We start from the raw sequence: 25,154 nt of genomic DNA on the forward strand, positions 1-25,154 counted from the left end.
TTAGAAAAAGTGTATGGCTAACTCTGAGGACAATTTATTTACTTCTTTAATTTACAGGTATTTCCCGTACTGGCCATTATTTGTTCTTTTGTTCGCTTTTTCGTGCGGTGCAGCCTGGGGTTACCTGCACTATTTTGCTGTACCATCTTACGATATTGCTGCTTCGCTTCTGATAAAAGATGAACAAAGAGGAGTAAATGACCCTAAGCTCACAGAGTCTATTGATGCTTTTACATCTAATAAAACCGTTGAGAACGAGATTAATATTATACACTCACACGCCTTGATGCAGGTCGTTGTAGATGAGCTTAATCTCTATGCACCCATTTATGAAGAAGACCGGTTTAAATCTATTCCCGCTTATACTTCTTCTCCTATTACAATTAAGCTTAAGTACCCGGAAAAGGCGCAGGAATTTGGTCAGGTTTACTTTTCTTATGACAGCACCCAAAATCAGGTTAAAATTGATAACCTGAAGTATGGGCTCAATAAGTGGGTGAAAACTCCTTACGGAATAATGTGGTTCTCTAAGAACGAAAAACAGCTTAAAACTACAGCTAACCCGCTTTACTTCTCCATCATACACCCTAAAACCGTTACCAATCAACTTCTTGACAAGATCGTTATCCAGGCCTCGAGTAAACTCTCTACTGTTGTAGACATCTTTTTATCTGACCCAATACCGCAGCGAGGAGAGGATATTTTAAATTCGCTGATAAAAACTTATACCAAAGTAGCAGTTGCTGAAAGAAACAAACTTGCCACCAACACCCTCGCTTTTGTAGAGAACAGGATCAAGCTTGTTGAGGATGAATTGAAAGAACTGGAAAACCAGGTTGTAGCATACAAGGCAAAAAATGGCGCCGTTAACCTGAGTGAGCAAGGCAAGCAGTTTCTACAAAATGTGGGAACAAATGACAGAGGCATATCCGAGATCAATACTCAGTTGGCTGTTCTGGATAAGATAGAGAGCTATGTTGTGTCCAAAAATAATTCTGCGGGCATTGTTCCTTCCACACTAGGTGTAAACGACCCTGTGCTATTGCAGCTGTTACAAAAGTTATATGATTCGGAAATACAATACCAGAAATTGAAGGATAATACTGCTGAGAACAACCCGATGCTGGTTTCCATTAAAAGTGAAATAGAAAGCATTAGACCTGGCATACTGGAGAACATCGCGAATCAGCGGGCCAACTTAATTGCTAGCCGAACAAACCTGATGGCAACAAGCAATCAATACAACGCAGCACTACAAGCTATTCCTCAAAAAGAAAGAGAACTGTTGGAAATAAGCAGGCAACAGTTGATCAAAAACAATGCTTACAGCTTTCTGCTTGAAAAAAGAGAAGAAACCGTTTTATCTTATGCCCCAAGTGCAGGCGATGTCAGGGTAGTAGACATGGCTGTCTCTTCTGTTCTGCCTACCAGTCCCAAACCTTTGTACATATACCTGGTAGCTTTAGTAGCATCTTGTGTTATAGGTTTTATTATAGTTGTAGGCAAAGAGCTGCTCAACAGCAAAATATTATTCAGATCAGAAATTGAAAGCCATACGCGTGCTCCTATTGTAGCAGAACTATCCTATGTAAAACAACCAAAAAAAGGTTCTGTTTTTAAAGTACCCACCGAGGCATCTGTTGTAGAGCAATTCAGGCAACTAAGAGCCACCATGGGTTTATACGGACGCACTTTTACTAAAAAGAAAATAATGGTTACGTCAAGCTTACCCGGCGAAGGGAAAAGCTATGTAAGTACCAACTTAGCGCTGAGCCTTGCATCTTCCGGCAAAAAGGTGGCATTGCTCGACTTTGACCTCAGAAACCCCAACACAACAGCTCAGTTTGAGCTGTTTAAAGAGGTTGGCATCATAGATTATTTAAGTTCAGACATCGGAGCGGATCAGATCATCAGGCCAACACAGTTTCCCAATCTATCCATAGCGCCAGCAGGCGTTGAGGTCGGGGATCATACCGAGCTTTTATTAAATGGCAAGCTCGAACAGTTCTTTGCCTACCTCGAAAAAGAGTTTGATTATGTAATTATCGATACACCTCCCTTGGAGCTTGTTTCAGATGGATATTTGCTAACCGAATATTGTGATATTACACTCCTGGTAATGAGGCATGCTTATACCCCAAAGAATTTACTCCAGAGGTTAACTCAAAGCAACAAATTAGACTCTTTAAATAATGTTGCCATTGTTTTTAATGGTATTAAACCACGAGGTTTTGTGAAGGGCCAGTATGGTTATGGGTATGGCTACGGCTATGAAAACAAGTATGGAAACAAAAGTTATAGAACCGGGAACGTAGCGTCGAAGGCCTGATGATTGTATTTGACTACGTAACCTGAATTATTAATTAAGCTGAAACCAAATCTGGCAGATCTGTAAATCGCCGCTTCTTCAGAGGTTAATACTTAAAATGAATCAGTTAAGGTAAATATCACCAAACTGATTTAAAATAAAATAAATTGTTATCCGGGTTATACAATGTGACTGAGGGAAGCGAAGCTTTAGGCCGGATACAAAATACCACAGCAAAGGTGAGCATAATTATGAATGAGAAATGGTACGCAATTTATACAAAACCTCGGTGGGAGAAAAAGGTCGCAGAAGCGCTTTCTACCATTCAGGTAACTAACTATTGTCCGTTAAATAAAGTAGTAAGGCAGTGGAGCGACAGGAAGAAAACGGTGTATGTCCCTTTATTTACCTCCTATGTATTTGTAAACATAACAGACCGGCAACTAGGTGATTTAAAAAAAGTGAATGGGGTTATCAGCTTTGTTAGTTGGTTAGGTAAACCAGCTGTTATCAAGGATGATGAGATCGACAAGATCAAGCGATTTCTGGGGAAGTATGAGCAGGTAAAGATCGAAAAGAATGAGGTGCAAATTGACGATAAGGTTAAAATAACGCAGGGAACCCTTTTAGATAAAGAAGGTACTGTGTTAGCTTTCAAAAATAATCTGATCAAGGTGGCGCTGCCATCGCTTGGCTATACCTTGATCGCAGAAGTAGACAGGTCTAGTTTAGAGAAAGTTCCCCAGAGAACCGGATCCTAGCCTTGAGCGTGGTAACACAGCATGTGCAAAAGCAAACTCCTGCATTTAGTGTTTGCTGGCTCCTGCATGCCACTTCCCTCTTACCTGATTTCCTGCAAACCTTTTCCAGAACAGCTATCCGGAGTATAACCGATTACCCCAGCAGCATGGTAAATGCTGGTTTTAACTTCATAATAAGCAGACCTATACACAATGAAAATAGCTTTCTTTTATAGAAGATTGAACCAGGGGGGGATTCAGCGCATGATCTTAAACTGTGCCGAGTACCTAGCCAGTTGTGGGCATCAGGTTAGTGTAATCTTAATCAAGAAGGAAGGAGAGTATTTAGATATACTTGATAAAAGGGTCAGGATCATACCTTTTAGAAGAACTGCTAAAAGAAGCCTTTACACTTCATTTAGCGAAATACTCAAAAAGGAGGAATTTGATGTTCTTTTTACTGCATCGCCTCCTCTAAATATCTTTTCTATACTTTGTAAGCTGCTTACAAACACAAAAACAAAGTTCGTAATTTCTGAAAGGAACAATACAGTCTCACTTTTCAGCAACAATAAATTAACCGTATCAAAGCTAACCTTCTTTGGCATACCCTTGGTTTATAGGTTCGCAGATTGCGTTGTGGCTGTTTCCGAGGGGCTGGCCGATAACCTGTCTTCTATCGCAATGATACCTAAGAAGAAGATAAAGACAATCTATAATCCTGCCTACACTGATCATTTAACCAAGCATATAGATGATGAGATTCACCATCCCTGGCTAAAAAATAAGGAGGTACCTGTGCTGATCAATGTAGCCCGCCTATCTACAGCAAAGAACCAAAAGCTGTTAATACGCGCTGTAGCCAAAGTACTGAAAACAAGGCAGGTAAAACTGATTATTGTTGGTGAAGGGCCGCTGCGTAATAGCTTACAGGATGAAATAAACAAACTGAACCTGCAGGAATCAATCGATATGGTAGGCTTTCAGATTCACCCTGTTTCCTGGATCGCAAAGTCTGATCTTTTCGTCTTATCCTCTGACTTTGAAGGCTTTGGGAATGTAGTAGTCGAGGCTTTAGCAACAGGAATAACCGTTGTAACAACAGCTTGTAATTACGGACCTCCTGAAATTGTCAAAAATGGCGAGTTCGGCTACTTAGCCTCTGTAGGAAATGAGGAAGACCTGGCTGATAAAATCATCTATGCACTGGACCATCCTTTGGAAAAGGAAAAACAAATAGCGCGCGCAAAGGAATTTCATGTCGATACTATCGTACAAAAGTATGATGAATTGTTCTCGAGCCTTGCTTTAGGCTAGTTAAAGTGCTTACTACCAATTGGTAAAAATTACATAGAATAACTCCCATGAAATTCTATAAGCAATACATAGTTCTGATACTGGTGCTGGCAGTAACATTAAACTGGGTAGTTGAGGGTAGCCATTACCTGGGAAAAGTGGATATGAACCTGGGCCTGTTCCCAAAAATGTCCATTACAATTATAGAGTTTCTACAGGTATTTATCCTGATCCGGATAATTTTATTATACCCCAATAATGATTTTATCATGGCTACAATAGTGGGTGTCGCCCTCTTTTGCTTGTTAGAACTCGCCGTGTTAAAAGCATTGAAAACCAATATCTCTATTTGGATTGCGGGCATACGGTATTATTTTTCATTTATTCCATTAGTGCTTATAGGGTACCTGTTAGCTACAGGCGGAGAGTCGATTAAACGAGAATTCAACTGGCTGCTTGGCCTCATACTTTTGCAGATACCGGTTTCGATCTACCAGTTCATGAACGTCTCTAAAATAACTGTTATAAACGACAGGCAGTTATTGTTCGACCTGATCTCTGGTACAATGGGAGGTATAGCCCCAAACCTGATGTCTTTGCTGATCGGGATCGGGCTTCTTTATTTTCTGATCCGGTACATGGAAGAAAAGAAATTCAAGTACCTGCTTGTGTCCATACTTCTGATCGTGCCGCCCTTGCTGGCAGAGGCAAAAGGAATGCTGCTCGTTATCTTGATTGTATTAGGCTATTTAGCATTCACATTTAAGTTCAGCTTGACCAGAATGCTGGCGCTAGGTGTTATTGCCATCTTCCTGATAGTTGGTTTTTCTTACATCTATACCCTGCTTGGTTATGGAGACTCTATAACCATTTCTTACCTGATCGAATATGCTAACAGTGAGTCAGGTACAGGTCGTTTATCCAGAATAGATTCTGTTTTTTACAGCTTTTCACTGTTACTCAAAAACGGGACACTACCCCTGGGCATGGGGATCGGAAATGCTAATAAGAATCCGTTAGGGCATGATGGTCATTTCTATGACTTCTTTACAATCAGGCACAGCCTTGACATTCTGATAACAGAAACAGGCCTGTTAGGATTGGCTTTCTTCTCAATTATTATCCTTAAGCTGTTCTACATAACCAACAGCCTGCTAAAGAACGAAGCAAACAGGCTGGACAAAGACGACCTGTTAATTGCAAGAGTGTTTCAGGGAACAATGTTTATTTTTCTTTATGGCCTGCTGTGGGTGGATGTTCTGTTCCGGGTACAATTCATGTATCCTTTCGGTTTACTGGCCGGCTTCGTAATTGGCCTTAAATACAGAATGGAAAATGAAGAGAAGCAACAATTTAAGGTAAGTACCAAGCTGCAAGAAAAGATGGTATAAAGTGAAAGCGTAGCTAACAAGTGTAAGTTATAACGATCCAAGCCAGCGCTTTATTTCACAGCAGGCACTTTCCAACATTTATGATTATTAGTATGAAATGATGTGGTTCTAAGTTATTCAAAAACAGCGTGTATGAAGCTTTTGATAATTACTCCTTTCAAAAATGAAGAAAGTTCTATTCGGCAGACTATCGAGTCCATAGCTAAACAAACTACCACACCGGAAGCCTGGATATTAGTAGATGATAACTCAACAGACACTTCCCCGGAAATAGTTAAAGAATACAGCCATAGGATAAACTTTATCCATTACTACACCAAAGAAAATGAAGGTGCCAGGGCAACTGGCAAAAACGTTATCGACGTTTTCAATTTCGGGCTCGCAAAAGCTGCAGAGATGGGCATTGGCTGGGATGTGGTGCTTAAACTAGATGCTGACCTAGTAATTGACAGAACCGATTACCTGGAGTTTATTTTAGATAAGTTCTACAGATACCCAGCTCTTGGCATTGCCAGTGGAGCTACTTATATCTTAAAGAACGGCAGAAAGGTTATCGAATCAAAACACAAATGGCACACACAAGGACCAAACAAGTTTTATAGAAAAGAGTGCTTTGAGGCAATAGGCGGCCTTAGACCATATAAAGGCTGGGATGGAATAGACGACATTCTTGCCAGGCATAAAGGGTATTTAACAGAGAAATTTTTTGAGCAACAGATCTGGCATTTATATCCTACACAAACACGCCATACTGAAGGAGGTATAAAAAGTGGTGTAAAACGAGAAGCGGCCAGCTACCAGAACAGGGATTATCCTGTTTATATGTTTATTCTGAAAGCGTTAAAACTGGCTAAAGAGCGGAAGGTATACGAGGGGTTCCTGTTTCTGTACTATGGTTTAAAACAGAAAGCGCTAACAAAACCCCTGGTAACGAATGAAGAGGGTAAGATCGTCAGGGATTTTCTTAAACAGAGGTTTCTTAAAAAAATAAAATACACCGCATAAGCCTTTTGAAGAAAAGTACAGCCTTATCCAACGCTTACAAAACGCTCCAAACCCGCCCTTATTAACAGCGTCAACCTTTACGTATACCATTCACCTGATTCAAAAATAATATTTACAAATGAGAATATTGGTTGATATAAATCACCCTGCCCATGTTCATTATTTCAGAAATTTTTCCACCATCATGATATCTAAAGGGCATGAGGTTGTCTTCGTGTCACGCAATAAAGACATAGCGCATCGATTGTTAAACCTGTACAATATACCTTTTATTGATCGCGGTAAAGGCCAGGACGGTAAAATAGGCAAGCTGCTCTACATGCTGTATGCAGATCTGAAATTACTACAGATATCATGGAAATATGAGCCTGATGTATACCTGAATTTTTTGCACCCTTATCCTTCGCAGGTAGCTAATTTATTGGGTAAGGTATCGTTGGTTTTTAGTGATACAGAGCATGCCAGCCTGCACCATAAGCTTACCTTGCCTTTCGCAACCAAGGTGTACACGCCTTCCTGTTTCAGGCTTGATCTAGGTAAAAAGCAGGTAAGGTTCAACAGCTTTATGGAACTGGCATACCTGCATCCTAATTTTTACACACCTAACCCTGATGTGTTGCAGCTACTTAGCTTACAACCAAATGAGAAGTATGTAATAATGCGCTTTGTGTCATGGGCAGCCGCACATGACTACGGACACACCGGCATGTCTTTAGAAAATAAAATAAAGGCGGTAAAGCAGATTTCTCAATATGCCAGGGTCCTGATCACCTCTGAAGGAAAGCTACCCAGGGACCTGGAACAGTACCGTATCAGTATACCTTTCCATAAAATGCACGATGCTATTTACTACAGTAGTTTATTATTCGGCGAAAGTGCAACGATGGCATCCGAGGCTGCCGTGCTGGGCACACCGTCCATATTTATAGACAACGATGGCAGAGGCTACACTGATGAGGAAGAAATAAAGTACGGTATCGTTTCAAATTTTACAGAAAGTGAGGCAGATCAACAGAGGGCGATAGAAAAAGCAGTAGAAATTCTAAGAAATGATGGCAGTACAAAAAAATACAAAAATGTACGGGATCGTATGATCTACGAATGTATTGATACCACGCAGTTTATGGTGGATGAGGTACTTGCTTATGATAAAGGATAGGTTGCCATCAGCTTAAATAGCAAAGGAAATATGGGAAAGATATACGGCTTTTTAGTAAGGATTTAATGAAAACGCAGAAACTTAAAGGACAAATATTAAGTGGATTGGTATGGAGTTCTATTCAACTGCTTATAAGCAGGTCCTTTGCCTTTGTTATTAAACTTATCCTGGCCAAGTTGCTTTTTCCGGAGCAATTCGGACTTGTAGGTATGGCCATCGTATTTACCAGCTTTATACAAATTTTTAATGATCTTGGGATTGGAGCGGCACTGGTACAAAGGAAAGAGGAAAAACTAAATGAACTTCACTTTCACACAGCGTTCTGGACAGGCGTATTATGGTCTTTCGGCATCTACCTGATAATACTGCTAGTTGTTGCCCCGTTGGCTGCTGTTTTCTACAAAGAGCCAATGCTAAAAACTATAATTCCAGTGCTCAGTATCGGGGTTCTGTGTAGCCCTATTAACCTGGTACACCGGGCACAACTAACCAGGCAATTAAGCTTTAAAAAGTTAGCATTCATAAATAATATTTCCTCTATAGTTTCAGGATTATTAGCAGTTGTGTTAGCTGTGATGGGTGCAGGCGTGTGGGCTTTGGTATTCAACACAGTTGCCACATTTATTGTAGCTGTGCCCCTATACTTTAAAGCAACCGGTTGGACCCCTAAACTACAATGGAGCAACCAGGCTTTTAAAGATGTCTTTAGCTTTGGTGTCTTTACTACTGTTACCGAGTTTTTCAATGTGCTGCTGCTAAACTTAGATTACCTACTCATTGGTAAACTATTAGGAGCCTCAGCACTTGGGGTGTACACCCTTGCATTTGTCCTGACAGACACATTCCGGAATCAACTCACTAAAATGATCAATAAAGTGATGTACCCGGTTTACGGGCAAAACCAGGAAGATCCTACTATACTGAGGCGGATATATTTTAAAGTGGTTAAGTATAACAGTCTTATCGTCTACCCAGTCATGACCTTCCTGATCGTGCTGGGAAAACCTTTTGTTCTTGATTTTTTTGGCACAAAGTGGATGGAGTCCATACTTCCTCTAAAAATACTGGCTGTATCTGTTATGATACACTTACTGGTAAACAGCCATGCCATGCTGATCAGGGGACTTGGTAAAACAAAAATAGAAATGCGCATGCAGTTTATAAAGGCTGCATTCTACGCACCCTCGATTGTTCTAGGCATCTACTTTTATGGAATTATAGGCGCAGCTTCAGCCTATGTATTTAATAAAGTGCTTGAAGTGGTAATTGCTCAGTATTTTTTAAAAAAATTCCTGAACATAAGCTTGTTAGATGTACTCTCTGCCATAAGTCCCCCGCTAATGGCAAGTATAGTTGCCTTTATTGTAACATTCTTACTATACACTTCCGGTGTTCATTACTATTTATGTACAGCAGCCCTCGCTGTTAGCTACTCCACAGTTATCTGGCTCACAATGAAAGCTGAATTACTAAAGAATCTGAAAAATGTTAAACAGCTAACTAAAAAGAAAGCAGTCAGCACATAATATCATTAGATATTAAAAATATACTTTTTAATTATTTATAAATCCCGGTAAATACGTATACAAATTTATTTAAGTACTATGAGTTCAAAGTTTACAGTCATTATTCCTGTTCATAATAAACTCCCTCACCTGGAGCGCTCTATTTCATCGGTTCTTAACCAAACTTACCCTGATTTCGAGCTCATTTTAATTGATGATGCCTCCTCTGATGGGTCTTCAGAGAAACTCCATGAATTTAAAGATAAAAGAATTAAGCTCCTAACACGGGATACACCTGGCCCTGGAGGCTATGCTGCACGCAATCTGGGTATCAAAAGTGCCACTAATGAATGGGTCTGCTTTTTAGATGCTGATGATGAATGGAAACTGGATGTGCTGGAAACTTTAAACGCCATAACCCAGGACCATGCTGATGTTGAGGTGCTGTGCTGGGGATGGTTGAAGGTGAAAAACGGATCAAGTAAAGTAGATCCTTACTCGCAGAAATATAGAAAAAGTAACCTGAAAGCCTTCACTATGACTGATTTCTTCAGAGGTCCACAACCAATGTGGACGGGAGGAATATCACTTAAAAGGTCATTGATTTTACAGGCAGGCTGTTTTCCGGAAGAAGGATTTAAGAGAGGTGGTGACATGGACACCTGGATCAGGTGCCTGGCTAAAAGCAAAAAGAACCTGAGAATCACGCGGCCAATGACATATTATTACCTGGATTCTGTAAACATGGTAACAAAATCAATTGAAAGAGATACCTCCTACTCTTTTTCTGAGTTTGTCTTACAAATTTTACAAAATACAGAAGACAAGCAACTGGCAAATGCTATCCGATACTTCCAGAACCGGCGCATTTACAAGATTTTAATAGAAAGAGTGAACGCCGGAAAAAGTATAGACTATAATTTAATGTTTAAAATGAACCACGGGCGCTCATTTTATTTTCTGATAGCAAAGCTTCATCTGAAGAAACTATTTCTTGAAACAAACATGATTAAGTCTCCTCAGAATGATATCCCATACAGTTACAACGCTTCAAAAAAGCTTACTAGCTAGTCTTGTTTAAGTATTTACTACCTTTATCATGCTTCCCAGTATTAGTTACTTCTTAATTTATTCCTTAAACCCTCTAAACAGTTACAACTACATATTCCTGCAATTCCAATAATACTGATTGTAGCCTACCTACGGTGTAACCTTTCTTGTTATAAGCTCTGCTCAAAACAATTCCCCACTTCCTATTTCTAATTCCCAAGCCCAATTGCCAATCTTATACTTCTTTTAATACTCCTTATCTATTGCACTAAAATACAATCCGAATACAACAGAAAACTGAACGCTTTGCATACTTTATTTAGAGACATCCATCTTTTAAAAATTAAGGATGATGTAAAAATAAGTAAACAGCTATGATAATTATGTAGATGAAAGATTGCATGCCGCCTTAAAACGTATAAATAGGTATGTAACTTTAATATATTTTTTTTGCACAATATCTACTGTGGAATGTATATAATATTTACTATAAATAGTCATGCATACCTCCTGCCCCCCCTGATGTTTAAAAGCATATCTCTGCCACTATGATGCGCAGCCATAATTGATTGTTGCCATTACTGTATTCAAAATTTAAGTCCAGGACCATTACACCCCAAAACCAATATTATGAAAACAACTTTTACCTCTCATTTCTTAGCTAAGATTAAAAAAGACTTTTTGTGGCTGACATTATTGGCTGTATGTACATATTTTAATGAGAATTTAGTTTTTGCAAAGGCTCCCTCAGCAAACCCTTTTGAAAGTAAAAGCACCGTACAAACCGCCCAGGAATTTACAACAATAGCATGGGCTACTGCTGCAAGCCAACCATATAGTGTCAGCGAAGCTCAAGGCGAAGTGGTAAATGGTAAGCTATACACTTTTGGCGGTTTCGACAGCCAAAAGCCATGCTGTACCCCTACCAGTCGTGCTTATATGTATGATCCGGTAACAAATAAATGGTCGGCTATAGCTTCTATGCCTCCAATGAATGGCACTAATTACGGTGGTGTAACCCACGCAGGATTTACAACAGATGGAAAAGACATTTACTTTGCCGGTGGCTATACCTCAAACACTGCAGGTACCGGACAGATATTCGGCACAAAAGAAGTTTGGAAATACATCGTTAGTGAAAACCGTTATACCCGACTGCCAGACCTGCCGATTACAATATCAGCGGGTCAGCTAGAGTATCTCAATGGCAAACTTTATCATATTGCCGGTACAAACTCATCCAGAACAGCAGACCTGGGAAATCAGTATGTACTGGATTTGAACAATTTAACTGCAGGATGGAAAACATTAGCACCTCTGCCAAACCCCAGGCAGCACGCGGGGTCAGCTGTTTATGATGGAAAGATCTATTTCATAGGGGGGCAGAGTGGGCATGATGATGCCTTGGTTGCGCAAAAGGATGTGCACCGCTATGACCCCGCAACTGATACCTGGACTAAAATGGCCGATTTACCAGTACCTTCTGGTGCCACCGGCCGGGGACACATTTCAAATTCTGCAGTAGTAATTGGAAGCAGAATATTGGTGCTGGGAGGTGAAACTGTGCATAAAACAGGCCATACAAATATGGTATCTGCATATTCTCCTGCCACTAATACCTGGGAAAACCTGACGCCACTGCCACAAAGCCGCTTTTCAGGAGTTGCAGGCATATTAGGCGGAAATATATACTATACGGGAGGGTCCAGCTCCAGCACTACTTATGAAGGTACCCCGGGAGGCTCAACTTCTAGCCAGCAGTCCGTCAGTTCCCTTACTTTGATCAATGCTGATACCGAGCAGGACATACAAACATTAACTACCGGGGCAGTGTTGGACTTCTCAACTTTACCAACTAAAAACTTAAATATCAGGGCTAATACAAGTCCGGGAACGGTAGGAAGTGTGGTGATGGAGCTGACAGGAGCAGAGAGTAAAACTGTAACTGAAAGTATACTTCCCTATGCTTTTTATGGAGATGACAGGAACGGAGACTATTATAGTTGGACGCCTACAGTAGGCAGCTATACTTTCAAAGCTACCCCATACACTGCCTCTCAAGGAACAGGAACTCCCGGTACTGCACTTACTATAAACTTTACTGTTCAAGACGGGACCAGTACACCTCCGCCTCCTCCACCGCCCTCAACTGCCTCCAAGCTCATCAACTCTGGTGGCGGGCAGTACACGGATGCCCAGTCCCGCACCTGGTCAGCCGACGCAGGCGCTACCGGCGGCATTGTCAAGACCAAGTCCTTTGAGGTGGCCGGCACGACAGACGATGACCTCTACCTGGCTTACCGCTACGCAGATGCCGGGGCGCCTTTCAGTTACAGCGTGCCCCTGGCAGCAGGCACTTATACCGTCCGCCTTCACTTTGTGGAACCCTGGTACGGAGCACCCGGCGGCAGGGACGGGGCGGCAGGCAAGCGCCTTTTCCATGTGGACATGGAGGGCCAGCGCGTGCTCTCCAACTACGACATCTTTGCCAAGTACGGGGCGGCCACAGCGGCCGTTGAGACCTTCACCGGCGTCAGCGTGACCGACGGAGCCCTCTCCCTCGACTTCACTTCCATAACTGACAATGCCATTATTTCAGCTATTGAAATACTAGGTGGAAACGCTACCTCAGAAAGCTATACACTGACAGTGAATACTACTGGCAGTGGCTCCGTGACAAGCTCACCCAATCAAACCAGTTATGCCGCTGGTACGGAGGTAATGCTTACTGCAGCGCCTGCTACCGGCTATTACTTCGCAGGTTGGAGCGGTGATGCCTCCGGTTCGGTAACTCCGCTGTCACTGACAATGGACGCCAATAAGACAATAACCGCTAATTTTGTACAAACCCAAACGCCGACTGCCTCCAAGCTCCTTAATGCGGGTGGCGGGCAGTACACGGATGCCCAGTCCCGCACCTGGTCAGCCGATGCAGGCGCTACCGGCGGCATTGTCAAGACCAAGTCCTTTGAGGTGGCCGGCACGACCGACGATGACCTCTACCTGGCCTACCGCTACGCAGATGCCGGGGCGCCTTTCAGTTACAGCGTGCCCCTGGCAGCAGGCACTTACACCGTCCGTCTTCACTTTGTAGAACCCTGGTACGGAGCACCCGGCGGCAGGGACGGGGCGGCAGGCAAGCGCCTTTTCCATGTGGACATGGAGGGCCAGCGCGTGCTCTCCAACTACGACATCTTTGCCAAGTACGGGGCGGCCACAGCGGCCGTTGAGACCTTCACCGGCGTCAGCGTGACAGACGGAGCCCTCTCCCTCGACTTCACTTCCATAACTGACAATGCTATTATTTCAGCTATTGAAATACTAGGTGGAACTATAACTGACCCTGGTACACAGACACTACTTTTCACACCTACTTCCCTAACTGCAAACGTACCAAGTGGGCAGCAAAAAGACTTAAAAGTAAACCTCAACAACTCAGACGAAGATCCTGTTAGCGTTCAACTGACTGCAACTGAGGCTGGAGGTACAAATGCTCCATCCTGGTTACTTTACGGCGGCAAGATACTTTCACCTGCTAATGGCGCTACTTATGCCTTAGGCTCTTCGGGCAACGAAGTTATGTTTACCATTAATGCAACTGCACTTCCAGTAGGTACTTATGTGGCCACGGTACGTGCAACAGCTGCAGGCTATACGACGGCCGAACTGCTCATTACGCTGGAGGTTGCCAGTTATGAAGAAGGGTTAAGACCTTATGTAACGGCTGTGCGCCCAGCAGATGGGCAGATAAGCGTGCCTTTAAGCCAATCTGTTTCAGTGGACGTGGCATATCCTAGCGGCAGGTCATTGGATGGTAACACCGTGAACACAAGTACTGTAAAACTTTACAAGGTATCCGGCACTCAAAAAACTGAGGTTACTGGTACAGCCGTAAATGCAACGGCAGCCGGTGATGCCATCACACTTACAGCCACCCTGGCACTAAACACAACTTATGAGTTTAATATCAGCGATAAGGTAAAAGATGGCAATGGCTATATGATGGTACCGTTTACCTCAAGTTTCACTACAGCTGCATCTAAAGAAGACACACCAACCGACCTGTCTGGGGTATCCTTTACTGAGCAGATCCTGGTAGATAACACCTTTGGCTCCGACGGCTTTACCACACTTGTGATCGGACCAGATAACCGCTTGTATGCTGCCACTTCCGGTGGTAAAATTGAAAGATGGGACATCAAATCAGATGGCACACTTTCAAATCACGTCACCATTTCTCCTTTCGGCTCCACCAGGCGCCTGCTGATCGGACTTCGTTTTGACCCTTCTGCAACGGCTACAAATTTAGTAGCCTGGATCAGCCACTCGGCACCAGAGTTTGTGGATGCCCCTGACTGGAGCGGCAAGGTGTCGCGTGTGGACCTCAGTTCTACATCTAACCCACAGGTAACAGATTACGTGGTTAACCTGCCACGATCTTACAAAGATCACGCTACCAATGGTATAGACTTTGGACCAGATGGAGCATTATACTTCCTGCAGGGTAGTAACACGGCCATGGGGGCACCAGATGCAGCCTGGGCTTACCGGCCAGAGCGCTTACTTAACGCATGTGTATTGCGGCTGGATATAGCAAAAGCACGGCAGCAGTCGCTGCCAATCAATGCCAAGACTGAGGAAGGAGGCTCCTATAACCCTTACTCATCAAGTGCGGCTTTAACAATCTATGCATCAGGTGTGCGCAATGCTTACGACCTGGTTTGGCACTCCAACGGGCAATTGTACGTGCCTACAAATGGATCTGCAGCCGGTGGTAATACTCCTGCTCTTAAATCAGGTACAGTATGGTCTAATGGCCAAACCTATACAGGCCCTGACATTCCGGCAATGACGGACGTACGGGATACGCAAAGTGATTACCTCTTCCGCATTATTAAGGGCGGTTACTACGGCCATCCTAACGTGCTGCGCCACGAATATATCATGAACGGTGGTAACCCAACCTCTGGTGCTGATCCTGGCGAAGTAACCTGGACCGCAGGCGGCAAGACCTACGGCTACCCAACAGGCACCAAAGTAGAGCCAAACTATAAAGGATGGGCCTTTGATTTCGGCTTAAATAAATCACCTAACGGCGTGATTGAGTATAAAAACAGCGCTTTTGGTGGTAAACTCCGTGGAAAACTGCTAGTGTGCCGCTTCAGCGGTGGAGATGACATCATTGTGTTGGAGCCTGGCACAAGCAATCCGGATATCATCCGGGCCACAGAAGGTTCAGCTGTTCCTGGCTTACGACGCCCTTTTGCAAACCCACTAGATGTAATTGAGGATGTGCGCAATGGTAACCTGTACATCTCAGAGTACTTTGACGGAAACGGGGACGGACAACCACGGATCACCCTGCTACGGGCTACAGACAGCGGCACTCCTCCATCTACAGAAACCACAGCCAAGCTTATCAACGCTGGCGGTCCTCAGTACAAAGACACCCAGTCCCGCACCTGGGCGGCTGATGCTGGTTTTGCCGGTGGAGTTACTTCGTCCAAATCATTTGACGTAGCCGGCACTTCTGACGATGCCCTTTACCTGACCTACCGTTATGCTTCTTCAGGAGCTCCGTTCAGTTATAATGTACAGCTCAGTGCTGGCACTTATACTATAAAGCTTCACTTTATGGAGCCCTACTTTGGTGCACCTGGTGGTGGCACAGGTTCTGCTGGCAGAAGGGTATTTAATGTGGATGTAGAAGGGCAGCGTGTGCTGAGTAACTTCGACATATTTGCCCAAAATGGTGCGGCAACGGCTGTGGTTAAGACCTTTGAAGGAGTAACCGTTTCAGATGGAACATTAAACATCGACTTTTCTTCTATAAAAGACAATGCCATTGTTTCTGCCATAGAGATAGTTGGAGGTACAACGCCTACTCCTGGCGAGGACACCACACCACCTGTTGTCGCTGTAAACCTTTCAGGTAGCTTACAGTCACCGGGTGTATACGCCAACGAAGTTACAGTTGCAGTTGACGCCTCAGACCAGGGAGGCTTAGCTTCTGTACAATACAGTCTGAACGGAGGTGCATATACAACTTACACTTCTCCAATAAGGCTTACGCAACTCGGCGATTACACTGTACGGGCTAAGGCTGTTGATAAGAGCAATAATGAGACAATCACGGCAGTCACCAGCTTTAAGATCGTTAAAGCAACCAAAAACGACACCTATATGGTGCTTCAGAACCCAGACGGCTTTTTTGCCAACGATCGTTTGTCTTTCTCTTTGATACAAATACCGTGGCGCCGAACTGATCCGGTAACGCCATATAATGAGAATCATAACAAGATCCATCTGAAAATCAGTAACCAGGGGAATAATACTTTAGTGATAAGCAGCCTATCGTTGTCTAACACAACAAACTGGAAAATTGACCAGCTTAATGGCTCAAACTACAGTGGCTCAGCTTTACCGTTAAGTATAAACCCGGGTTCTTCAGCCGATGCACTAATTGAGTTTACCGCACAGGACCTGGCTAGCAGAGTTAAAGTGGTAACTGACACCTTGTATATCCGGTCGAACGACGATAAGACACCTTATAAAAAGGTGGTTTTACACGGCTTGTGGCAACGAAAAGGCGAAGGTAATAACGAACCATATGCCTTTGAAATCATCAATGCATTTGGCATGAAGTCAAGGACAGGCTTCCAGCATGATGATGGTTCTATAAACGGGGAAAGCATCGTACCGAACTCAGATGAGATTGCTACTTCTTTCTTTGTAAAAGCAGATAATACCAGACCTGTAACAGTAGTACAAATGGCTGCCTATCACGGCTGCTGCTCTGCCACTGAAACAATACGATGGTATGACAAGGCCAGTAAAGCTGAGAAAACCATTGTTACTCATGACCCGCTTTACGGACAGTCTTTACTGCCTTATAAGCAAGGATCAACAACACAGGTTGCGGGCGGATCTTTCTCACCACCTACATCATCGTCAAACCCTGACGGAGCATTCGGTATAAGAGTACACAAGCAGTATACAGAAAGATCAAGGAACTCGGAGGGCAAAATAGGTTTGCGTATCTGGAAGGCTGTCGATTCAAACGGAAACGTGATACCGAATGCATATATCATTGGCCATGACTACATAGGCAGTGATGTCACGAACTATGACTACCAGGATAACTTGTATTTTATAAGTAATGTTAAGCCGGAGTCTGGTTCAGCTAACTATCCGATCTTTGCAGCTGTACCTTCAGCCGCCTCACTAGGGTCTGCCGTTATAGGTTCAAGCAAAACGATGACAGTTAAACTCATCAACTCAGGCGGCTCCGGTGACCCGATGGTGCAAATACAAAAAGCTACCATTTCCGGCCCTAATGCAGATGAATTTAGTGTTACAGGCATAGCTGCAACCACTTTAGCGACACAGAACTATATCAATGCTACTGTTAAGTTTCAGCCTAAGAGCCAGGGCCTGAAAAACGCCGCCTTACTTGTTTACTTCAACAGTGCAGAGTCTCCGTTACGTGTGCCACTGTACGGAATTGCTGATAATTCTACCTCTGTTATAAGTGCAGTTAAGAGGATAAAAGGCGGTTCTGATGGTTCTGTGAACATAGCGGGCAACACCTGGGAAGCGGATGCAGCTTACAGGCAGGGTTCGATTAAACTAGACAAACAGGTAGTTTCCGGACCAATTTCATGTACCGATGACGATGTACTGTATAAGACTTACTTGTCAGCCTCAACTGACCTGGCAGAAACCCGTTACTCCATTCCACTGCCTAACGGTAATTACATGGTTCGCATGCACTTCGTAGAGAACTATTTCTCGGCGGAAGCAGCCAGGGTATTCCACATCATTATGGAGAATCAACTTAAGCTAGCCGGGTTTGATATATTCAGTGAAGTTGGTTACCGGTCTGCTTTGGTTAAAGATTTTGAGATCAGTGTATCAGACGGAAACCTGAATATCAAGTTCACTCCTACGGTAAACAGGGTAGCAATTGCGGGGTTAGAGATTTATAAAGCCTCTTCGGGTAGCCAAACTACGGCTCTGAGCACTCTCAATATGCTTGAAGAAGGTATAACGATGGACGATGGACGCAGTCTGCGGGTTCATCCAAATCCAAGCAGATCAGGCGGTACATTCTTTGTAGAGCTAACAAACTTTAAAAAGGATGAGCAGGTTAAAATTGCCATGTATGATATGGCCGGGCGATTGATTACAACTACATCTGCTGAAACTGATAGCAACGGCGCCTGCAATAAGGAAGTGCTTGTTGAGAACCCACTGAACCGTGGCGTTTACCTGATCAGGGTGATAGCCCCATCCGGAGTTATGACAACAAAGCTGGTGGTAAACTAAGATCAGATTTATAAGTAAAGTAAAGAGAAAGCCAAACCATTCTATATGGTTTGGCTTTCTCTTTACTTTACTTATACTTAGACTTCGATATTTGAGTGAAGTATGAGGTTGGTTTTAACAATTCTGATCAGTAATACTAGTACATAGGCAGTCATTAGCTTAAACTGCAGCAGCTAATCGTTTTTTAGTGCTCTCCAGCCCAATCAACAAGTTCAGCATAGATTACTCCCTTTCGTTGAGAGGCAGTAGTTACATGTAAGAGAGCCGCATGCCCCAGGCGGTTTTGCAGCTGTGCCAGGTACAGGCTCCTTGGCATTACCTGCTTACCCAATAGCTCATGATACCCGTTCCCTGACAACTGCTTAGCTTCTCCTCCAATTACCCAGTTCATACATCCTTCCGGGCTCTCTACAGTCATTCCTTTTGGTGATGTGCTTATACAGTTCCATACCATCGTTTGAGCACCTGCCCAGCCATGCCCGCTCCCACTGCTTTTCCTGTTTCGCACGCGAATGTTCTGCCCCTGTACATTATCGAATAAAGTTCCGGTAGCCCAACGGTGATGCGGACCAATATCAGACTTTGCGTCTGCAGCATAGCAGTCTAAAAAAACATTTGGGCCTGTAACCCTTGGACCGGTCACAAAATCATGACGGCCGCCACGGGTATAGCACCGCTGAAATAAATTAAAACTGCCTGATTGGATGTTAAAGGAATATTTTCTGGCACCTTCTGTCTTCGCTTTGGGGTCAAGCATGGCACAATCCTCTACTGTATTATAAGCCGAATTTTTATCGATTGTTACAGCTGAAAATCCAAAATACAAGCAAGTAACATTTTTAACCCAGCAATTCTCTGACATCTCTAACTTGATTCCGAACCAGGCATGCTGTTCATCCTCGTTATGATCATAAACAGATTGGAGCCTGACATTTTCCACACCAGACTGTTTTGTGTTTCGGTTGGTAACAATTTTATAGATCAGCCCGCCTCCATCCTTCTTTTTAATAGGATCAACCAGCGGTATATTTACTGTGATCTGGTTACCTTTAATTGCTGAGATAATGCGTTCATGAGGAATCTGGTATGTTTCAGGAGTCCAGCCATACTGACCCATGTCGAGCTGCTTTACCCACTCTTCATTCGGGGTTTTTTGAATAACTATGGTATCTCCTATGTTGTAACCGGACACTGATCCTATGCTTAAAACAGTACTACCCGTGGGTACATAATCGGATGTAACCGGAGTCATGGTATAGTCAAGCTTACGAGGTTCTTCGGATCTACTTCCTACTTTGATAAAAATATGCTTAGACCTTTTAGTTGCAACTAACACAGTGCCGTTTTCATCCTGCCCTTCACCCGCTAACACCACCCCACTGGCCTTGATACTTATTGTACCATCTACATGGTAAACACCTGCTTTCAGGAGTATTTTACCTCTCAGGCCATCACTATCCGGAGGCAAACTGCTCACCTCATCAATGGCATCCTGAATTTGTTTATGATTGTCTCCGGGTATAGAAGTTAAAATTTTTTTCACGGCAACCTGAGGCAAAGAAACACCTCCACCCTTGTACCCAGCGTAAGAGAAATCCGGAATCCTATTAATCCTGTCGCTCTCCCCCTCATTGGCATACATTTCATAAACCAAATGGTCATCCCTCGTCAACTTAACCAGCCTGGGTGGCTGGTCAGTAACTTTTAATTGATATATAGTGGATGTACTCCGCTTGTCAACTCCTGTAGTGTACAACAAGGAGCTGCAGCAAGAGAAGACGATAAGTAACGATCCTGCTATCGATCTGTATCCGGTTAGCATCATCAAAAGGGTACAACTATACTGCTAGAACGCAGCCTTATGCGCTTTTCTGCTAAAAACTGTCATTAAAATTATTTTTATGTCTAGCGATAATGACCAGTTCTCCATATACCAGATATCGTGTAGCGTACGTTGCCTTTTTTGCTCTTTCGTTTCTGTCGGGCCTCTCCAACCATTTACCTGTGCCCAACCTGTAATGCCTGGCTTAAAGTAATGCCTGATCATGTACTTATCCTCGCTGGCTTGAAATTGCTGGTTAAGATAACTTCGATGGGGCCGTGGTCCAACAACACTCATACTTCCTAATAGTACATTCAAGAACTGCGGCATTTCATCCAGGCTATACTTCCTCATGAATTTACCTATTGCTGTTATTCTTGGATCATTTTTCTCTGTAGAGCGCAATCCTCCTGAAACTTCATCGTTTTCCCGCATACTTCTAAACTTAAACACTCTGAAAGGTTTTCCAGCTTTCCCGATCCTGATAGGGCAATAAAATACTGGACCCGGAGAGTCAAGCTTAATCAGGATAGCTAATACCAGGAAAACAGGCATAAAAAACAGCAGAACAAGTAATGAGAAAATCTTGTCAAAACTGTTTTTAATGAAAGATGAGTAAGTAGCGTCTAAAGGAAACTCCCGAACATTTACTGCTTCTATTTTACCGAGTCGTTTTGTACGGTAGTGCTTGCCAAAAACGCTTTGGTAGTCAGGAATATACTTCACTCTTATTCCGTGGTAATCAGCAGCTTGCAATACGTTTCTTATTTTTTTAGGTAATTTGATTGGGATGGCGATAACGATCTCATCTACAGAATTATTCTTTAAATATTCATGAATTGATTCGACTTCACCGATAACTCTGTCCTGCCTTACCAGGCACTCTTCATTTTTACATTTTATGAAACCTTTGATTTCGCATCCATCAAGTTGCTTCTCTACGTCTGCCGCAAGATTCCCTACGCCAGCCACCAGGGTGTACTTCTTCTCATGATCCAGGTGTTTAAACCGGTCAACTACGTTTAACAAGAGATAATTAACGGATACTCCAAGAAGAGGAACTCCCACTATGAAAAAGACGATAAGATTTCTATCAAAATTTAACTCAGGATATAAGTAAAGAATAAGAGAGGATATACATACTAATGCAGTTACGGAAAACATAAAACTAACAAACCTCGAACCTTTTTGTGAAAGCAGGTTTCTTCTAAAAATCTCCTTCCTGTTGCTAAAAATAAGCCAAAGCATTGCAACTGGCGGTAAAAGCAACCAATCAACATTTGCATTTACTCTATTATTAATAAGATACACCGAAAAGAAAGCTATGAGTAGTAGGGCTATAATATCACCACCTAGTAAAATATCAGGGAATTTGGGCTTTGACTTTATCATCACTTATATTCAAAATATAAATTATTAAATATTAAAGCAGCTATCAGCTATTGCCCTACTCCGACTTAAAAGGAACTTATGAGGCTTCCGTGTTGGAAGTATACTTGCTATAGAGCATCATACTTTTTGATGATCAGCAATAACATTTTCAGTCAAGGTGTAAGAACAAATACTGAATCTCAATTAAGACTCACTGTAGTTGCAGCGGGTGATGTATCTGTATAGGGTGCCCATAGTAGAACACAATAGGGATGGGTACAATAAGAAATTACAGGAATGTATGTTTGCTGTATAGCAACCTTGATTAGAATGCAAGAGTCAAGGAAAACCCAGTGCAACTTACTCCTCTATTCTTAAATTTATTGGAGTATTGCGTTAGTTGTGGTTGCCAGAAGTTAATAACTAACAGTTATAATTACAGAACATACAATTACAGTTTTATTTGTTCAGAAGTATTTATTTGCCATAGTTTTAAAGTTTAAAAAGTTGGTTACAAATCAAATTCATACGTATTTTAATCGTTGCTCTTGAAGTTAACGTGCTGGGGTGCTCTCTTCATGGGTGATCGTTTTTAATGAAATTGGTTATATTTATATCTTTGATCGACTATATCGTTTATTAATATGTTATAACTAAATTTACTTTACTTCGACTTATTAAGATGCCGTATTCTGATATTATTAGGCAATGGATATAAAATGAAGGTGAATGGAATATTTAACAGATTTAGTTATTATTTATTGATATTTTTAAGGCAGTACCAATATCAATAAATACGCTTTATAAGGCCTTTTTAACCTGTTGAACTCCTGTCAATATTCACCCTATGTTACGGGTTTCAGGCCAGCTATCTTTTTATTGGGAATCAAATAACTGAAAGTTTTCTTTATAATTAATACCAAAGTATACACCTCGTTTCAGAGCATGTTTTAAGAAGTAGTTTAGTAAGTAATTATAAAAAAAGGCGGCGCGGGAATTTCCCGCGCCGCCTTTTTTCAAGAACTGTTTGTTACTGTAAGCTACCTTTTAAAATAAGCTTTAGTAGCAGACTGTTTTACTTTGAAACCCTACTGCTTGATAATCTCAATTCCTGAAATGATCGCGTTGTTCTTTACAGAAGTGAAATCAATGTTTAGTTTTCCGTCAGTTACAGCAACATCTGTGATTGTTTTCACGACTGATGTACCAAAGCCAACAGCAGCATAGATATCATAGTTGCTGATCTTTTGCTGACCTTCCAGGCTTACATTGAAAACTCTTGACTGAGAGCTCTTGAAGTATGGCTCAACAAAGTGTAGTTTAACTGTGTAGTTACCAGACTGGCTAACAGGAACATCATAACTGAAAGTATTTCCGTTTGATGCATATCGGTAGTTAGCATAAAGTGCATCGTCAGAAGTATTTGAAACACTGATTGACTTTGAGCTAGTAACACCTCCCGAGAAATTTGCATCTGCAGACCATGTACGTGATTTGCTATCTACCAGCTTTGCACCACCAGCATTTGTAAGTATGCTATAGCTGGCACTTGTAGCTGTTTGGTTTGTAACTGTAAATGATACTGTAGAAGATCCAAGGGAAGTACCGCCACCATTTGATGAAGAGAATGCCGAAGCCTTGATGCTATAGCTACCTACAACTGGTGTCCAGGCATAGTAATCGCCTTTCATGTTATCACCTGCAAGAGCAAATGGTTGCCTGTTTTCGGTTACAGACTTACTCTGAGCGCCTGACAGGTTAAACACAACACTATTTACATCAGATGAACCTGAAGTTGCACGAATATTTAAGTTCTTTGTTGGCAAAGTAGCTAAGTTAATTGTTGCTCCGTTACCCAGCACCTGAATATCCTGATCTGTATCAGCATTTACCAAAGTCAATGTTACATCCTGCGTGTTAGTAGTAGCAGTTGATGTAGTTGGCGTAGTAGTTGAAGATGTAGTTGAAGATGTAGTTGAAGTTCTAGGTGTCATTTCTGCTAGAGAAGCGCGCTCATTACCCATTCTGATCTCATCATAGTAAAGAACTCTCTTCTTTGTATCAGTTGTTTCTTCGTAGTTCCAGTCAGACTTATAGATACCTAATTTCCATCTTGGAGATTCAAAGCTTGAATCATAACCGTTTCCTCCGGCATAATTAACTACTTTCTTTCCGTTATGCCAGATTTCAACAAGACCATCAGAGTTATGTGAATGCTTAACATGAACTACAAATGTTTGCCACTGGTCTTTTAGAACTGAACCTAAATCAAATCTCTTAGGGCTACTTGGTTCTGTTCTTACATCATATAAAAGCTTATCATTTATAATTCTGATAGATGAAGATGGGTTTTTACCACCACCCTGGTGCCACTGGCAAATCATATCCTGCTTTCTGTCTGACTGCCATTCAGAAGAAGGAAGGTAAAGCGAGAATGCATACCATCTGTCAGAATTATCCTGAGCTGGGAATAATACTTCCGATCTTGTACCACCACTTGTAATCGGGTCTGTATCACGCAGTTCGAAACGGCCAGACTTGCTTCCGCCATAGGTAGGCTTAGATGCTACGCCAAAAGCGTAACTAGTACCAAACTGCTCTCTGATACCTGAAAATATATCGCTACCCTCAAATGTTTCTTCGAACAATATGTTGGAAGATGTTGCCAGGCTGCTTACTTCAGAAGTTAATGATTGATTTGGAGTTACCTCCTCTAGTTCTTTTTTTTCACAAGAAACTGCAATTGCACCTACTAAAAGGGGCATTAATAAATTACGAAAATTGGATTTCATTTCTTTGGCTAAAAGGTGAAATTTGAATAAGGTTAATTTTCTTATTGCTTGCAATATTAGTTTTTTAATATTTAAAGCAATAGATGGGATTTTGGATTTAAGAATTGATTAAAATATAATTATGATTGTCTATTTCTCTACTTACACTATCTACTACACTCATCATAAAACACTAAATTTCAATACAATTAAACATTAATTTAAGTAGTGATCCGGTTAGCTTAAACTTGTACATTTCATCTAACAGGATGTCACAAATATAAAGGGGTTGAATTCAGAATTAAAAACTCTTCACAAGATTTTTCTTAAAATACTTCAAAATAAACCACAACCTCTTTTTAAATTACTATTTTCTACAAAGTGTGGAACTCCATAAGTAATATATCT

At 42.2% G+C, this 25,154-nt stretch carries 12 protein-coding genes; 9 read left to right on the top strand and 3 right to left on the bottom strand.

All coding sequences use genetic code 11. The annotated features are described in order from the left end of the window. Positions 1-13: 13 nt before the first annotated feature. The 9 genes from ACSX1A_RS09910 (at position 14) to ACSX1A_RS09950 (ending at position 18,782) form a co-directional block, all read left to right on the top strand. On the top strand, positions 14-2,329 hold the full coding sequence (locus tag ACSX1A_RS09910; RefSeq protein WP_439883472.1) for a GumC family protein: 2,316 nt from the start codon (positions 14-16) through the stop codon (positions 2,327-2,329). Between the two features lie 230 nt (positions 2,330-2,559). Further along, the gene (locus ACSX1A_RS09915) at positions 2,560-3,069 is read left to right on the top strand and encodes a UpxY family transcription antiterminator (RefSeq protein ID WP_439883473.1); all 510 of its coding nucleotides are present in this window, start codon (positions 2,560-2,562) and stop codon (positions 3,067-3,069) included. Positions 3,070-3,261: 192 nt separating this feature from the next. Beyond that, positions 3,262-4,365: a glycosyltransferase gene (locus tag ACSX1A_RS09920; RefSeq protein ID WP_439883474.1), complete on the top strand. Its 1,104-nt coding sequence runs from the start codon at positions 3,262-3,264 to the stop codon at positions 4,363-4,365. A gap of 47 nt (positions 4,366-4,412) precedes the next feature. Further along, positions 4,413-5,735 (top strand): hypothetical protein, encoded by a 1,323-nt coding sequence (locus ACSX1A_RS09925; protein WP_439883475.1) that lies wholly within the window; start codon positions 4,413-4,415, stop codon positions 5,733-5,735. A 132-nt stretch (positions 5,736-5,867) separates the two neighbouring features. Next, positions 5,868-6,740 carry a glycosyltransferase family 2 protein gene (locus tag ACSX1A_RS09930; protein WP_439883476.1) on the top strand — a complete coding sequence of 291 codons (873 nt, stop codon included), beginning with the start codon at positions 5,868-5,870 and terminating at the stop codon, positions 6,738-6,740. Between the two features lie 118 nt (positions 6,741-6,858). Continuing rightward, a complete protein-coding gene (locus tag ACSX1A_RS09935) occupies positions 6,859-7,899 on the top strand; it encodes a DUF354 domain-containing protein (RefSeq protein ID WP_439883477.1) in 1,041 nt (346 codons plus the stop codon). Between the two features lie 65 nt (positions 7,900-7,964). Beyond that, entirely contained in the window at positions 7,965-9,425 is a 1,461-nt protein-coding gene (locus ACSX1A_RS09940; RefSeq protein ID WP_439883478.1) for a lipopolysaccharide biosynthesis protein, read from the top strand. Positions 9,426-9,503: 78 nt separating this feature from the next. Further along, a complete protein-coding gene (locus tag ACSX1A_RS09945) occupies positions 9,504-10,475 on the top strand; it encodes a glycosyltransferase family 2 protein (RefSeq protein WP_439883479.1) in 972 nt (323 codons plus the stop codon). Between the two features lie 609 nt (positions 10,476-11,084). Beyond that, complete coding sequence (locus ACSX1A_RS09950) at positions 11,085-18,782, top strand: malectin domain-containing carbohydrate-binding protein (protein ID WP_439883480.1); 7,698 nt, start codon at positions 11,085-11,087, stop codon at positions 18,780-18,782. 184 nt (positions 18,783-18,966) lie between these two features. On the opposite strand, the gene ACSX1A_RS09955 is transcribed toward ACSX1A_RS09950, so the two are convergent. The 3 genes from ACSX1A_RS09955 to ACSX1A_RS09965 form a co-directional block, all read right to left on the bottom strand. Further along, complete coding sequence (locus ACSX1A_RS09955; protein ID WP_439883481.1) at positions 18,967-20,607, bottom strand: hypothetical protein; 1,641 nt, start codon at positions 20,605-20,607, stop codon at positions 18,967-18,969. 21 nt (positions 20,608-20,628) lie between these two features. Continuing rightward, a complete protein-coding gene (locus tag ACSX1A_RS09960) occupies positions 20,629-21,996 on the bottom strand; it encodes an exopolysaccharide biosynthesis polyprenyl glycosylphosphotransferase (RefSeq protein ID WP_439883482.1) in 1,368 nt (455 codons plus the stop codon). A 1,067-nt stretch (positions 21,997-23,063) separates the two neighbouring features. Further along, positions 23,064-24,767, bottom strand: coding sequence for a heparin lyase I family protein (locus tag ACSX1A_RS09965; RefSeq protein WP_439883483.1), 1,704 nt, complete (start codon positions 24,765-24,767; stop codon positions 23,064-23,066). Positions 24,768-25,154: the final 387 nt, after the last annotated feature.

Source organism: Pontibacter sp. MBLB2868 (genome assembly GCF_051904785.1).
Lineage (GTDB): Bacteria > Bacteroidota > Bacteroidia > Cytophagales > Hymenobacteraceae > Pontibacter.

Excerpts from the sequence above, each read along its gene's own strand:
- ACSX1A_RS09935 (WP_439883477.1), top strand. The coding sequence starts at position 6,859 with ATGAGAATATTGGTTGATATAAATCACCCTGCCCATGTTCATTATTTC.
- ACSX1A_RS09965 (WP_439883483.1), bottom strand. The coding sequence starts at position 24,767 with ATGAAATCCAATTTTCGTAATTTATTAATGCCCCTTTTAGTAGGTGCA.
- ACSX1A_RS09950 (WP_439883480.1), top strand. The coding sequence starts at position 11,085 with ATGAAAACAACTTTTACCTCTCATTTCTTAGCTAAGATTAAAAAAGAC.
- ACSX1A_RS09925 (WP_439883475.1), top strand. The coding sequence starts at position 4,413 with ATGAAATTCTATAAGCAATACATAGTTCTGATACTGGTGCTGGCAGTA.
- ACSX1A_RS09940 (WP_439883478.1), top strand. The coding sequence starts at position 7,965 with ATGAAAACGCAGAAACTTAAAGGACAAATATTAAGTGGATTGGTATGG.
- ACSX1A_RS09920 (WP_439883474.1), top strand. The coding sequence starts at position 3,262 with ATGAAAATAGCTTTCTTTTATAGAAGATTGAACCAGGGGGGGATTCAG.
- ACSX1A_RS09915 (WP_439883473.1), top strand. The coding sequence starts at position 2,560 with ATGAATGAGAAATGGTACGCAATTTATACAAAACCTCGGTGGGAGAAA.
- ACSX1A_RS09945 (WP_439883479.1), top strand. The coding sequence starts at position 9,504 with ATGAGTTCAAAGTTTACAGTCATTATTCCTGTTCATAATAAACTCCCT.
- ACSX1A_RS09960 (WP_439883482.1), bottom strand. The coding sequence starts at position 21,996 with ATGATAAAGTCAAAGCCCAAATTCCCTGATATTTTACTAGGTGGTGAT.
- ACSX1A_RS09910 (WP_439883472.1), top strand. The coding sequence starts at position 14 with ATGGCTAACTCTGAGGACAATTTATTTACTTCTTTAATTTACAGGTAT.
- ACSX1A_RS09955 (WP_439883481.1), bottom strand. The coding sequence starts at position 20,607 with ATGATGCTAACCGGATACAGATCGATAGCAGGATCGTTACTTATCGTC.
- ACSX1A_RS09930 (WP_439883476.1), top strand. The coding sequence starts at position 5,868 with ATGAAGCTTTTGATAATTACTCCTTTCAAAAATGAAGAAAGTTCTATT.